The organism is Asaia sp. HumB (assembly GCF_030263835.1).
GTDB lineage: Bacteria > Pseudomonadota > Alphaproteobacteria > Acetobacterales > Acetobacteraceae > Asaia > Asaia bogorensis.
Map to the genome: position 1 here is coordinate 274,356 of NZ_JARPML010000002.1, position 14,233 is coordinate 288,588.

The 14,233-nt window shown below is 61.7% G+C and carries 9 protein-coding genes; 6 read left to right on the forward strand and 3 right to left on the reverse strand.

Going from position 1 to position 14,233, the window contains the following annotated elements:
- Positions 1 to 192: 192 nt before the first annotated feature.
- Positions 193 to 681, forward strand: a complete 489-nt coding sequence (locus tag P5689_RS02595; protein ID WP_062164857.1) for a glutathione peroxidase — start codon at positions 193 to 195, stop codon at positions 679 to 681.
- Between the two features lie 84 nt (positions 682 to 765).
- Here the strand turns inward: P5689_RS02595 and P5689_RS02600 are convergent, their stop codons facing one another.
- Positions 766 to 1,401 carry a LysE family translocator gene (locus tag P5689_RS02600; RefSeq protein ID WP_285531987.1) on the reverse strand — a complete coding sequence of 212 codons (636 nt, stop codon included), beginning with the start codon at positions 1,399 to 1,401 and terminating at the stop codon, positions 766 to 768.
- A gap of 481 nt (positions 1,402 to 1,882) precedes the next feature.
- Between P5689_RS02600 and murJ the strand changes: the two genes are divergently transcribed.
- The 3 genes from murJ (at position 1,883) to P5689_RS02615 (ending at position 9,180) form a co-directional block, all read left to right on the forward strand.
- Positions 1,883 to 3,436, forward strand: coding sequence for a murein biosynthesis integral membrane protein MurJ (murJ, locus tag P5689_RS02605; RefSeq protein WP_285531988.1), 1,554 nt, complete (start codon positions 1,883 to 1,885; stop codon positions 3,434 to 3,436).
- 242 nt (positions 3,437 to 3,678) lie between these two features.
- Entirely contained in the window at positions 3,679 to 6,324 is a 2,646-nt protein-coding gene (gene mutS / locus P5689_RS02610) for a DNA mismatch repair protein MutS (RefSeq protein WP_285531989.1), read from the forward strand.
- Between the two features lie 48 nt (positions 6,325 to 6,372).
- Complete coding sequence (locus P5689_RS02615; protein ID WP_408868528.1) at positions 6,373 to 9,180, forward strand: [protein-PII] uridylyltransferase; 2,808 nt, start codon at positions 6,373 to 6,375, stop codon at positions 9,178 to 9,180.
- Between the two features lie 42 nt (positions 9,181 to 9,222).
- Here the strand turns inward: P5689_RS02615 and P5689_RS02620 are convergent, their stop codons facing one another.
- Together P5689_RS02620 and P5689_RS02625 are read right to left on the reverse strand one after the other, a co-directional pair.
- On the reverse strand, positions 9,223 to 11,046 hold the full coding sequence (locus P5689_RS02620; protein ID WP_285531990.1) for a tetratricopeptide repeat protein: 1,824 nt from the start codon (positions 11,044 to 11,046) through the stop codon (positions 9,223 to 9,225).
- 65 nt (positions 11,047 to 11,111) lie between these two features.
- Positions 11,112 to 11,462 carry a DUF3147 family protein gene (locus P5689_RS02625; protein WP_285531991.1) on the reverse strand — a complete coding sequence of 117 codons (351 nt, stop codon included), beginning with the start codon at positions 11,460 to 11,462 and terminating at the stop codon, positions 11,112 to 11,114.
- Between the two features lie 109 nt (positions 11,463 to 11,571).
- Between P5689_RS02625 and P5689_RS02630 the strand changes: the two genes are divergently transcribed.
- Together P5689_RS02630 and thrC are read left to right on the forward strand one after the other, a co-directional pair.
- Entirely contained in the window at positions 11,572 to 12,711 is a 1,140-nt protein-coding gene (locus tag P5689_RS02630) for an L-dopachrome tautomerase-related protein (protein WP_285531992.1), read from the forward strand.
- An 84-nt stretch (positions 12,712 to 12,795) separates the two neighbouring features.
- Positions 12,796 to 14,202, forward strand: coding sequence for a threonine synthase (gene thrC, locus P5689_RS02635; RefSeq protein ID WP_285531993.1), 1,407 nt, complete (start codon positions 12,796 to 12,798; stop codon positions 14,200 to 14,202).
- The last annotated feature ends 31 nt before the right edge of the window (positions 14,203 to 14,233 follow it).

The window sequence follows — 14,233 nt, forward strand, 5'->3', positions numbered from 1 at the left end:
TCAGGGCATGAAACTGCGCCCAAGCGGGGGAGAGATGCGAGGAGTTACAACACGATAGAAGGCCAGCGTCGAGACATGACCTGCGGGAACCGTTCTACTCGCGAAAGGTTTTACTGTGTCGGGATGCTTGCACGCTGTCCAGCGGAAAGCCACAGTGGTGGGCAGGCTCATAACGAGGCATGACGGACTGACATGACGACCAGTTTTTATGATTTGCAGATACCCGCCCTGTGCGGCGAGCCGATCTCGATGGCCGATTTCAAAGGCAAGGCGGTCGTGATTGCCAATACGGCCTCGAAATGTGGCTTCACCCCGCAATATGAAGGGCTGCAATATCTCTGGAGCCATTACGGCAAATCCGGCCTTGTGGTGCTGGGTGTGCCAAGCAACGATTTTGGCCAGCAGGAACCGGGAACAGCTTCCGAAATCCAGACCACCTGCTCGCGCAATTATGGCGTCAGCTTCCCTATGGCGACCAAATCGACCGTCAAGGGCAAGGAGGCCACGCCGCTCTTTCGTTGGCTGGCGAGCCAAGGCGGGATCCTGTCGCGCCCGCGCTGGAATTTCTACAAATACATCGTCTCGCGTGAGGGTGAGCTGCTCAACTGGTACACGCCGCTCACCGCCCCCGACTCAGATCGCTTCAAGGCCAGCGTCATGCGTGCGGTGATGGATCGTTGAAGATCCCGCCCGGCCCGTTCGCGGGTCGGTATCTCTCTTACGCCACGGTGTCAGAGGCTACCCCAAACGCGATGAGGAAATGGCTCAGCCTTGGCGCTCGAGGGCAAGACGCAGGCCGAAGGCCATGAAGATACCGCCCGTGGCGCGGTCGAGGATTCTAACAGTGGCGGGACGAGACAAAAATGCACCTAGCCTGACGGTCATGAGAATGAGCAAAGTGAACCAGCTCAGCGTCAGCAGCACCTGAATTCCCGCCAGAAGCAGCGAAAATGCGACGAAATTGACCCCATGCGGGATGAATTGCGGCAGGAAGGTGATGAAAAAGATGCCGACTTTTGGATTAAGCAGATTTGTCGTCAGCCCCTGACGAAAGCTCTGCCAACCAGACAGAGTGACACCACGCAATGCGTCACCGGGTGCGGCCTTGCCACGGGGCTGGAGCAGCAGGCGTATCCCGACACTGAACAGATAGATGGCGCCCGCCCATTTCACGATAGTGAAACCGAGTTTTGAGGCTGCGAGCAACGCCGTCAGCCCGAAAGCGGCGCTCGCCCCCCAGACAAAAAGCCCGAGCGTAATGCCAAGCGCGGCACAGAATCCTGTGCGAGTTCCTGAAATGGTCGTGCTGCGCAGAACGAATGCCGTATCGAGCCCGGGGACGAGGGTGAATACCCCAGCCGCGAGGACAAAACTGGTCAGTGAAAGCACTATAGGGCTCATCTCTCGCTCGCCTTGTTCGACATCCGGCTGTCCGGATCCATCTTCTCTTGATGCCGGGCCACTTTTTGAGGCTCGCAGGAAAAAATCCCGCCAACGCGCTGCCCGAAGGGCGTTCTCTAGCCCCGGGAGATAGCTGCCCACAAGGAAAAGCTCGCAGGGGCAGCCATGCCTTTGCTGCACGATCGAACCGTCAGATAACGTGCGAAAGAGAGCGGCCTGTCGGCATAGGGGGAACAAACTCAGGATATGTCTGGCTTTGCAAGCTAGGCTGGCCATGCCTTCGTGTGGTCATGACGTGACGGCATCCATCTTTCGCCGCGCCCATCCACCGCCACAGGAAAGCCATTCTCTGCCGCGATGGGTGGGCGCCGTCATGCTGATGACCCCGTAGCCAATCCTCCCCGACCCGATGGCGCTCCAGCGCGGTTGCGTCTAAAGAGGCGCGTTCAATTTTAGCTTGTTCTCTGACTGGAAGCCCGGAATGCTCCGAAACCTGATCACCGTCGGTGGTTGGACCATGCTGTCCCGTATCCTTGGTCTGGTGCGTGACCAGCTTCTTGCAGCGTTTCTGGGTGCTGGCCCGGTGCAGGACGCCTATCAGATTGCCTTCAGGCTGCCGAACATGTTCAGGCGGCTTTTTGGCGAGGGGGCTTTCAACGCAGCCTTCGTACCGCTCTTCACCGAACGTCTGACAGCACATGGGCAGGAAGATGCCTCGCGCTTTGCCTCGCAGGCCCTGAGCTGCCTCAGCGCATGGCTGCTCGGCCTCACGATCCTGGGTGAAGTGTTCATGCCCTGGATCATCGAGATCATCGCGCCGGGTTTCAATCATGCCGGGGGCCGCTTCGAAATGGCGGTCACTCTCACACGCATCACCTTCCCCTATCTGATCCTGATCTGCACAGCCGCTCTGGTGGCGGGCGTGCTCAACGGGCTGCATCGTTTCTCCATGGCAGCCGGGGCCTATGTTTCCTTCAATATCGTGGGCATCGCCACCATCCTGCTTGGCGCGCTGGTGTTTCATGACACCGCCACCTGGACCGCCATCGGAATCACGGTTTCAGGATTCGTCCAGCTTGGCCTTCTGCTCTGGTCGGTCAGACGAGCCGGTGTGCGATTGACCCTGCCGCGCCCTCGCCTGACGGGCGAGATGCGTGACATGCTGCGTCGGCTCTGGCCGGGGCTGGTTGGCTCTGGCGCCACACAGCTCAATCTGACCGTCGATACGCTGATTTCCACCCTGCTCCCTGCAGGATCGATCTCGTGGCTCTACTTTGCCGATCGCGTCAACCAGCTGCCACTGGGTGTTCTGGGGGCCGCCGCAGGAACGACGCTTCTGCCCGTTCTGACCCGTCATGCCGCTGAGCACGACACGGCAGGCGGACAGAAAACGCTCAATCAGGCCATTGATTATGCGTCCATCCTGACCTTTCCGGCCTGTTTCGGCCTGCTAGCCCTTGCGCCGGAAATCATGGCGACGCTTTTCGGCTATGGAAAATTCACAACCGAGGACGCGCTTTCATCAGCGCAATCGCTACGGGCTTATGCGCTTGGCCTGCCCGCTTTCATTCTGATCAAGGTGCTCTCGCCCGGCTTTTTCGCGCATGGTGATACCCGCACGCCAGTGCGTATCGGGTTTCTCACCCTTGCGCTCAATCTTGCGCTCAATCTCGCCCTCTATCGCCCGCTCACCCATGTCGGACCACCGCTGGCGAGTACGATCGCGGCTCTAGTCAATCTCGGCTTCCTTGCCGTCATCTTGCACAGGCGATCTGTATTCCGTCCGGATGCAGCTCTGGTTGGCCGCCTGCTGCGTGTCATCGCCGCCTCGTTTCTCATGGCCCTTGTCACGGTCACGTTGGCACGCCTCATCGCGCCGGGTCTGGTCATGTGGCATGGCCTCATGCGGGCGATGATGCTTGGCATCCTCATGGGGCTGGCTGGTGTGGTTTACCTCGCCGCCCTTTGGGCCTTCGGGGTTGCGCAGCCTGACCGCCTGCTTCGCCGTGTCCTGCGACGCGGCCGCGCCCGTTGAGATCATACTAGGCGTTCGAAATCAGGTCGGGGCGTGACGGCGCCCCGCACATTACATCTCTCCGCACCTGAGTGATTTGCACGGCTATATGTCGCTGGCTTCCTGACCGCACAGACAAGCGTTGCAAAATAATCATGGCTCCAAGGCGATCGCGCCTTGTGCCTCGACAGAGAGTTCACAGGACCGCGCTGTAACGTTAGGATTTGTGTCATGTGGCGCGACATACAGATCCGATATCCAGCATGACGACCCCCGCGATTACGGGTGCAATCCCCTCTGCCGAGGGGGCGACGCCTGCCATGGCGCAGTGGTTTTCACTCAAGGCGCAGGAACCCGATGCGCTGCTGTTTTTCCGTATGGGCGATTTCTACGAGCTTTTTTTCGCCGACGCCGAAACGGCGTCGATGGCGCTCGATATCAGCCTGACCACACGGGGCAAGCATAACGAAGAGCCGATCCCCATGTGCGGCGTCCCGGTTGCAGCCGCCCCAGCCTATCTCGCCCGCCTGATTCGTCGCGGCTTTCGTGTGGCTGTGGCGGAGCAGACCGAAGCCGCGCGCAAGGCGGGTGATCCTCCCCAGAAAGGCCCCCTGTCGCGGGCTATCGTGCGTCTTGTCACGGCAGGGACGCTGACCGAAGACGAATTGCTCGAAGCCGGTCGCCCCAACCTTCTCTTCGCCCTTTCCGCCCCCGCGCGCAAACCACGCGCCAGCGATGCGTGCGGCGCGGCGTGGATCGATATCTCCACCGGATCGTTCGAAACCACGACGCTGCCGCGTACCCAGATCGAGGAGTTGCTCGCCCGCCTCGACCCATCGGAAATCCTTGCCGACCCGGCGCTTATCCCGGAACCCTTCGCGCTGCGCGTCGCCCCCAACTTGGTTCCGCCCGGCATCGATTCAGCACGGACGCGCATGGCGCAGATTTTTGAAGTCCCTCAAATTAACATTCTGGGCGACTTCACCGACGAGGAGATCCGCGCAGGCGCCCTGGTGCTTGATTATGTGCGTCGCAGCCAGGCCGGTGCGATGCCCCGTATCGCCCGCCCCCTGAGACGGGATGATTCCGCGACGCTGGGTCTCGATCCTGCAACACGCGCCAGCCTCGATCTCGTACAGGCCAGGGACGGCACGACCACGCATACGCTTTTTTCAGCGGTGGATCGCTGTGTCAGCGCAGCCGGGCAACGCCTGCTCGCCCAGTGGATTGCAGCCCCCTCTACCGATCTGACGCTCATCCAGAGCCGCCAGGAAGGTTGGCGTTGGATTGGTGCCCAGCCGGGGCTGATGGAGGCGACAACGCCCATCCTGCGGCGCAGTCCCGACCTTGCCCGCGCCCTGGGCCGCCTCTCGGCGGGGCGCGGCCTGCCGCGTGATCTGGCTGCCACACGTGATTTGCTGCAAGCGGCTGACGCACTCGTGGCGTTGCTCGAACCGGTTTGCGATGATGCAACGCCTTCGCTCATCCGGGCGCTTTTCGCCGGGCTGTACGGCCGCGCCGATGCCCTGCTGGAGACGCTTGAAAAAGCCCTGTCAGACTCCCTGCCCGCCCGTATCGAGGATGGCGGGGTTATCGCCACCGGCTATGATGCCGATCTCGATCGTTACCGTGGCCTGCGTGACGACAGCAAACGTACCCTTGCAGCGCTTCAGCAGAGCTATGCCGAGAAATTCGGCGTTGCCACGCTCAAGATAAAACATCACGCGCAACTGGGTTACATCATCGAGACCTCGGCGCTGCATGGGGCAAGGCTTCGGGATTGCCCCGAGCTTTCCTTCAGGCAGGGCACGGCCAATCTGGTGCGGTTCACCACAGAGGAACTGCTCGACCTCGACCGGGCTATTCTGGAAGCTGCCGACCGCGCCGGGGCGCTGGAGCGTCGTCTGTTCGCCGCGCTGGTTGCCGAGACTGTCTCCCATCCTGCCCTGCCCGAACTGGCGGAGCTTTTTGCGCTGGCCGATGTGCTGACTGGCAGTGCGCGTCTGGCCCAAGGTGGCACCTGGTGCAGTCCCGAGATGGCACAGGATCAGAGCTTTGCGCTCAAGGCCTGCCGTCACCCCGTGGTTGAAGCTGCCCTGGACCGTTCCACGCGCTTCATTCCCAATGACTGCCACCTGCCGCCCGACCAGCGCGTGATGTTGCTGACCGGGCCCAACATGGCCGGCAAATCGACCTTCCTGCGCCAGACGGCCCTCGCCGTTATCCTCGCCCAGGCCGGTCTGCCCGTTCCGGCGGAGAAAGCCCGTATCGGCATCGTCGATCGCCTGTTCTCCCGCGTGGGCGCTGCTGATGATCTCGCGCGCGGACGCTCGACCTTCATGGTTGAGATGACCGAGACAGCCGCCATCCTGCGTCAGGCCGGGCCGCGCTCACTTGTGGTGGTGGACGAGATCGGCCGTGGCACCTCCACGCTCGACGGACTTGCCATCGCCTGGGCCACGCTTGAGGCGCTTCACTCGCAGCTCGGCTCACGCACTATCTTCGCTACGCATTTTCATGAGCTGTGCAGCCTGTCCGATTCGATGCCCCGACTGACACCGTTCACCATGGCGGTGCGCGAATGGCAGGGCGAGGTGATTTTCCAGCATGAGGTGCGCAAGGGCTCGGCACGCAAGAGCTGGGGGGTACACGTGGCCCAGCTGGCAGGCGTTCCGCTACCGGTCGTACAGCGTGCCACGCGCCTGCTGGCAGCCCTTGAGAGCGATCAGGGGCGCAGTGGGCCGCAACTCCCACTATTTGCGGCCGCCCCGCCTCCCCCTGTGGCGAAAGATCACCTGCGTGAAGCGCTGGAAACGATCGACCCCGACACCCTCTCGCCGCGCGACGCTCTGGAGGCCCTCTACGCGCTACGCAAACTTGCGCTTGAAACAAAGAACGATTTGACCTGAAGATAGCAAATTCAGGTATTCCTTAACGCCCCTGACCGACGGATCTTAATGCGCGAACCCATCTCCCTCCTTGAAACCGACATGCAGTCAGCCCTGACCACGGCCCTCGACCGTGTGCGTCAGCCGGATGGCTCTGTTTCACGCGAGGATGCCGTCAGCCTCTTCCGCCGTCATATCGGTCGTCATCACGGCGAGATCCGCAGGCTTTTCGAGGGGCGCCAGCTCAAGGGCATTGCTGCCGCCTCAACCCTGGCGCAGCTGATGGATGGGGCCATCGCGAGCCTTTTCGACCTGTCCCGCGCGGCGGCCAAGGCCCCGGCAGACGGGCTCAGTCTCTGCGCTACGGGTGGCTATGGCAGTGGCCTTCTTGCCCCCTATAGTGACATCGACCTGCTTTTTCTCACTGACGAGATGCCCGCGCCTGAAACGACAGCGCAGATCGAATACATGCTGTATTTCCTGTGGGATCTGGGCGTTCGTGTGGGTCATGCCACGCGGTCCATTGAAGGCTGCCAGCAAGCGGCTGCTGAAGATCTGACCATACGCACCACCCTTCTGGATGCGCGACGGATCACCGGGGCAGAGCGCCTGTTCGTCGAACTCGGTGCGCGTTTCAGCCGAAGCGAAGCAAACGCCCTGTGTTTCATCCATGACAAGATCGACGAGCGCGAGAAACGTCACAAACGTTTTGGCGACAACCCCTATATGGTTGAGCCGAACATCAAGGAGGGACGCGGCGGCCTGCGTGACCTCCAGACCCTGAACTGGATGACGCGGGTCTTTCAGGACAGCAGCGACATCAACCCCGCCCATCCTCACCGCCCGCACGAACCCGTTTTCACGACACTGGGGCTCCTGACCGAGCAGGAAGCCAACCGCGCACGACGCGCCTGGAATTTCCTCTGGACCATCAGGCTGCATCTTCATTACATCGCCGGAAGGGCTGACGAGCGTCTGGCCTTTGACGTCCAGCCTGTCATTGGCGGCCGTATGGGCTATGCCGGTCATGGACGGCAACAGGGCGTCGAGCGCTTCATGCGCCACTACTTCCTCACCACGCGTGAGGTCATGCGCCTGACCCGCATCCTCGAACCCAGCATCATGGAACGCCTGCAAGGCCCTGTTCGAGAGGCCCCCTATCGGGGAACGACCCTGACGCCTGCAGATGCCAGCCATTTCCGACTGATCAATGACCAGATTGCGCCCGCGGATGCGCAGTGCTTCGAGAACGATCCGCGCCTGATGGTCCGGATGCTCGATGCGGCATTCCAGGACAATCTGGAACTGCATCCGACCGCCATCCAGCAACTCATACGCAATGAGCGCCGGATCGCCTCGCTGCGTGACGACCCGATGACCATGCGGGTGTTTCTGTCGCTTCTCATGCGCCCGACAGAGATGAACCGGGAACATGCCCGCCCCAGCGGCGCAGACTGGCTCACCATTCTCAACGATACTGGATTTCTTGGCGCGTTGCTGCCTGACTGGTCGCGTATCGTCGGGCAGATGCAGTTCGATACCTATCATATCTACACGGTCGATGAGCATAACATCGAGGCCGTGCGTATGCTTGGCTGGATCGAGGCCGGGGCGATGGCGGATGAAATTCCGCTCGTTTACGATCTGGCTCGCGACATGCAGTCGCGTCGCGCCATGTATGTCGCCACGCTTTTGCATGACGTTGCCAAAGGGCGCGGTGGCGATCACTCGGTTCTCGGCGCAGAGGTGGCACAGCATGTCTGTCCGCAGCTTGGACTGGATGCCGAAGAGACCGAGACGGTCTCATGGCTCATCCTGCATCACCTGCTTCTGAGCCAGACCGCTTTCCGTCGCGATATTGACGACCCGCGCACCATTCTCGACCTCGCGGACATCATCCAGTCTCCAGAGCGCCTCCGCCTGCTGCTGTTGCTCACCATTGCCGATATGCGTGCCGTAAGCCCGAATGTCTGGAATGCCTGGAAAGCGACTTTGCTGCGCGAGCTCTACAGCCGCGTTGCCGAGGTTCTCGAAGGAGGTCTGGCAGCGACAGAGCGCGACGAACGTGTAAGCCACGCGAAGGAACTGGTGCGTGACGGCCTGCTTCAGCAGGGTGTCGCCGCCGATCAGGCCGAGCACTTCCTGACACTGGGCTATGCCGGTTACTGGCTGGGCTTTGACGCCGATACCCATATCCGCCACGCACGACTGGTTCTTGATTCCGAAATCCATTCGGCTCCGCTGACAATCGAGGCGACCCCGATTCCTCAGCGTGACGTGACCGAAATCACCATCTTCAGTGCCGACCATTCAGGGCTGTTTTCACAAATCGCCGGGGGACTCGCCGTTGCCGGCGCCTCGATCGTCGATGCCCGTATTCATACGCTCAGCGATGGCATGGCGCTCGATACGTTCTGGGTGCAGGACAGCAACGGACGCGCCTTTGACACGCCACTGCAACTGGCGCGCCTGAACAGTCTGATCGAGCAGGCTCTATCGAGCCGCCTCGCCATCGGTACTGAACTCGACCGCCTTGCCGATCAACGCGCGACACGCCGTATGAGGGCCATCCATGTTCCGGCCCGTGTCGTGATCGACAACCGCGCGTCGGAGCGTCACACGATCATCGAAATCAACGGGCGTGACCGCCCCGGACTGCTTTACGATATCACCCGTACCATCAGTGAGCAGTCACTGCAGATTTCCTCAGCGCATATCACGACCTACGGCATGCGGGCGGTCGACGTTTTCTATGTGCGCGATCTGGTAGGGACCAAGGTCACCTCCGAAACCCGTATGGCGGAAATCCGTACTGCCCTGCTGGCAACCATGAATCAGGATGATACCACCCGACCGCTCAAGCCCGTCGCGGCCTGAGCGATAGCGCGCCCCAGGGTTAACGATCAAGCGCGCACAAGTTCAGGGCGCCAATTTCTTGCTTCCCCTGTCACGCAGGGCCTGAGCGACACGTGTCACCACGACAGGCCACGCCTCAGCAGGCGGCGCGTGATCGACAGGGCGGAACACCCGTGTCCTCGCGTACCAGTCAGGCCCCTGCCAGCGCCAGTCTCCCCCGACGCGGTCGAGAAGCCAGAGCTCCATGCCCGCCGATCCCGCCACGTGGGCCAGCAGGCTATCCACGCCGATAATCAGCTCGCATCGGGCCATTTCCCTTGCCGTGTCGAGCAATATGGGACCAACGCCCTGCGCCATGCCAAATGCCGGGGCCGCCGCACGCTCCCCTTCGGCCTGAAAGCTGACGAACTCATAACCAGGCACAGCGACCAGCGGCGCGAGCATCGAAACAGGCAATGAACGACGCGCATTGAAACGATAGGTCGGGCTCCCCGCATGAAAAATACCCACGCGGCCTGGCTCGGGCGCAACCCCGAGATCAAGGCTCGGCGTTGCGTCGATGTGCTCCACACCCAGTACGTAAGGAAGGCTCAGCATCGGGCAAAAGAGCGTTGCCTCGCCTTCAAGAATGACACGACCTGAACGAAGAAGCGGCGTCAGGGATGGCATGGCGCGAAGTAGCCCCTGAAGCGGTGCCGGTATCGACAGGAGGAGCGGTGCCCGCTCAGCCGCGCAAGGTACGAAACGCAGGAACTGCAACGCGTCCCCCAATCCCTGCTCGGCCTGAATGCAAACGCGTTGAGCGGTTTCCTCACCCGACCAGCGCGGCAGGTCTGACGGTAGCGGTGTGAGAGCGAGCCTGTGCTCGAAATTTGTCCAGCCCTGCGCGTAATCACCCCGGGCCAACTGGAGCACGCCGAGATTGAACCGTGCACGATGAAAGGCCAGAGTCCCCGCAGCATTGTTGGGAGCAGTGCCAGTTGGGGGCGGCTGCGGCACGGCGCAGAAAGCCTGTTCGGCCTCACGCTCCCTGCCGGTCTCGGCAAGAAGCGTCGCATGGTTCCCCTTGATGCCTGCATCATCAGGGGCATGGGAGAGCGCCTGAGTAAAAAGGCTTTCAGCCTGAGCGAAAGCACCGAGCGCATGATAGACGAGGCCCAGATTATTGAGCGTCTGCGCGCTTGGCACATCGAGCGATAACGCTGTTTGCAGGGCGGTCAGCGCCTCGCTCATGGCACCTGCCTCGAAACACGCTGCGCCAAGATTGGCATAGGCTGCCGCCTGTGCCTGCCGCAGAGTCTTGTCAGCGTCTCTGGCATGGCCTGCATTGCTGTCGTAGCCAGCACCGACGGACAACCGGGCGATCAGTGCCTTGAACGTCTCGGATGCCGTCACGAAGTCGCGCTGCGCCATCAGGAAGGCGCCGCGGCGAGCGAGCAACGAGGCCGGGTCGGCATAAAGCGTGAGTGCCTCACGGAATTCACGTTCAGCCTCGTCCCCCTGTCCGCTGCGATGCAGCAGCTCGGCGAGAAACGCCTTGCCCCTGAAATCGCGCGGCTCAAGCAGAAGGGCCACGCGACAGGCCGAGACCGCTTCTCGCAGGTGTCCGGCCTCATCCAGCGCCGCAGCAAGCGTGATGTGAAAGCGCGATTTCTCGCGGTCATTCTTTTCCAACTGAAGGGCCTGTGCGACTGAGGCAATGGCCACGCGGGGCTGCCCCAGGGCACGCGCCACGCAGGCCAGCCCATGCCACGCCCCCGCACACTCGACATCGGCTGCGAGTATTTCCCGGAAGATGGCCTCCGCCTGCACGGTTTCCCCACCTGCGAGAAGGGCAAGACCCGTATCAATCCGTGAGGCGTGAGCCCTTGAGCGCGTATCTGACATGATGCTGATCATGAAACGTCTGAGTGCCTGTTACAACCGCGCGGAGCACCCGGTTCAACGCGCAATTACAGGACAAGCCCAAGGCGCGGCCCGATCCAAGTCACCGCAAGGTAGAGTACGATCGTCAGCAGGCAGCCGGCACCGAGTGCGGGCCAGAACCCGCCCCCGTGTCGAAGCAGCGCCGGGATGAGAAGGAACATGGGCAAGGAGGGCAGAACGTACCAGAACGTCGCCTCTGCATGATCGGCCATGTTGGCCGCGTCGGGCCGGTCACGCCACAGCCAGATCATGCCCAGCACGGATACCAGCGGTAGTGAGGCAATCAGTGCACCGAAACCGGGAAAGCGGCGCGCCACAATCGAAGCGCAGGCAATCAACACACCCGACAGGGCTGATCTGACAAACAGGGCAAGCACGAACCGTTCCTTCCATGCGTGATGGGGTGTCACCCAATCCGATGGCGGCAAAATGCCGCTCTTGCAACAGATGGTTTTGCAAGGGGGCCGATTGGCCTTAAAAGGAGATATGGTCGCCTTCTCACGCTCTCTGCCCAGCCGCTTCCTGCCACCGTTCCACCCGCTCAGATTCCGTTTTCGAGCGATTTCGGCCGTTGCCAGCCTTGCCCTCTTTGCCCATGCGGCACCGGCGAGAGCGTCTCACGAGCGCCCCTGGGTTTCCGATACCGAAGGCGCGCGCGTGGTTGCGACAATCGATCTGCCCGAGTCACGCCGCTGGAAACAGGCCCTCCCCCTCGAGAACAACCAGATCGTCCTTCTATGCGACGCTACGGAACAAGGCGTCGGGTCCGCAAATGACTGCCTGATGAGTCTGAGCGCAGATCAGACTTCGAAGCCCGTCGCCTCACCTCTGACACTTATCTGGCCGGATGGCGGCACAGAGCCTCACGTCAACACGTCTCTCTCGCCCGTTGCCCTGGCTTACGGCACTGACGGTACGCTGTGGTTGCTCGACGGGGGCGCAGACAAGACCGCGCCGCGCCTGATCCGTTTTGACCCGACATCAGGGCGGGTCTTCCAGACGCAGGAGATCCCCGCCGAAGGATACACGCCCCAATCCCGCTTTACGGCATTCGCCGTTCATGGCGACATGGCCTATCTGGCTGATGAAGGCGGCATTGCCCTGACCGTGCTTGACCTCAGACGTCATGCGGCCACGCGGTTTTTCGCTGGCTACCCCACGGCACGCGGGCATGTGCCCCTGACCATCGATGGCCACTCGGTACCGGGCAAGGACGGGCATCCACTTACGCGCGACCTCGCCTATCTGGCACTCGAATCCAATGGTCAATGGCTTTACGAGCTGGCCCCTACCGGGCCGATCTACCGCCTCTCCGCCGATCTGCTGAACGATCCTTCCGTGACCCCGTCCGAACTCATGGAAGGGGTGACGCAATGGCGTGGCACGCCCACCGTCAGCGGGATCACGATCGATGACAAGGCCACGCTTTATCTGACCGATATCAGCGAGGGGCGCGTTCTGAGTTTCGACACCGCACGGCATCCGCATATCCTTCTGTCATCGCATGAACTGGTCGGGGCCGGTATGCCGCAATGGGTGCCGGGCGACGCCGGGCACAGCACCACGGGCGCGGGGGAGCTTTACATTCCGGTCGGATCCAAGCTGTTGCGCATTGCCCTGCCCTGAAATACGGGCCATTTCTTTTTCTTCTGATCTTTTTCGTCTTTTTCTCGCCCCCGGTTTTCCAGCCACGCAATCATGAAGGCCATCATGCAGTACCGTTCCACCCGCGGCGATGCGCGCCCGCGCTCCTTTTCAGATATCCTGCTCGCCGGTCTGGCAGAGGATGGTGGGCTGTACATGCCGGAAACCTGGCCCCGCTTCACGGCAGATGAGTGGCGCGCCATGCGCAGCCTCTCCTATCCTGATCTGGCCGCGAAGATCCTTTCGGTCTTTGCCGAGGGCAGCATAGATTTGCCGACGTTGCAGGGGCTTTGCGCGAAGGCCTATGCCGGTTTTTCGCATGCCGCCATCGCCCCGCTGGTAGAGGTGGAGAACGGGCTATTCTCGATGGAGCTGTTTCACGGCCCCACCCTCGCCTTCAAGGACATGGCCATGCAGCTGCTTGGCCAGCTTTTCGAGCATGTCCTGACCGAGCGCAACCAGCGCGTGACGATCGTGGGCGCCACGTCGGGCGATACCGGCTCTGCGGCCATCGAGGCTTTCCGTGGCAGCCCACATCTCTCGGTTGCGATCCTGCATCCGATGGGCCGCACCTCGGATGTGCAGCGCCGTCAGATGACGACTGTTCACGATGACAACATCCTGAACATCGCCGTCGAGGGGACATTCGATGATTGTCAGGATCTGGTGAAGGCCATGTTTGCCGATACCGGCTTTCGCGATGAGATCGGCCTTTCCGCGGTCAACTCGATCAACTGGGCACGTATTGCCGCACAGATCCCGTATTACGTGCGCGCTGCCCTCATGATGGGTGCGCCTGATCGCGAGGTCTCATTTGCCGTCCCGACGGGCAATTTCGGCAATGTGCTCGCAGCCTGGGCGGCCAGCCAGATGGGGCTGCCAATCCGCCGTCTGTGCATTGGCTCGAACCGCAACGACATTCTCACCCGCTTCCTGACCAGCAACGACATGAGCATGCGCGCCGTTGAGCCAAGCCTGTCGCCGTCGATGGATATCCAGATTTCATCCAATTTCGAGCGCCTGCTGTTCGAACTGCTCGATCGCGATCCGGTTGCCTGCCGGGAAACCATGCAGAATTTCCGCCAGACAGGCCGCATGAGCGTCGATCCTGCCGTATGGAACCGTGCGCGTGAGCGTTTTGGCGCTCTCATGCTCGATGATGAGGCAACGCTGGGCGAAATGAAGGCGCTCTGGGACAACTCGCTTTATCTGGCCGACCCGCACAGCGCGATCGGACTGGCTGCTGGCCGTCAGGAGCAGGAGCCGGGAATTCCGATGATCGTGGCCGCCACGGCCCATCCAGCCAAGTTCCCCGATGCTGTGCGCAAGGCCACGGGTATCGACCCGGCGCTACCGCCGCATCTGGCGGATCTGTTCGCCCGTGAAGAGCGTTACGAAACGCAGCCCAATGAGCTCAACCTCGTTGAGGATGCCGTAAGGCGTCATCTGGCCGGTCACGTTCACGCGGCCTGACATCCGGGCAGGCATCAGACACGCCCTGGCA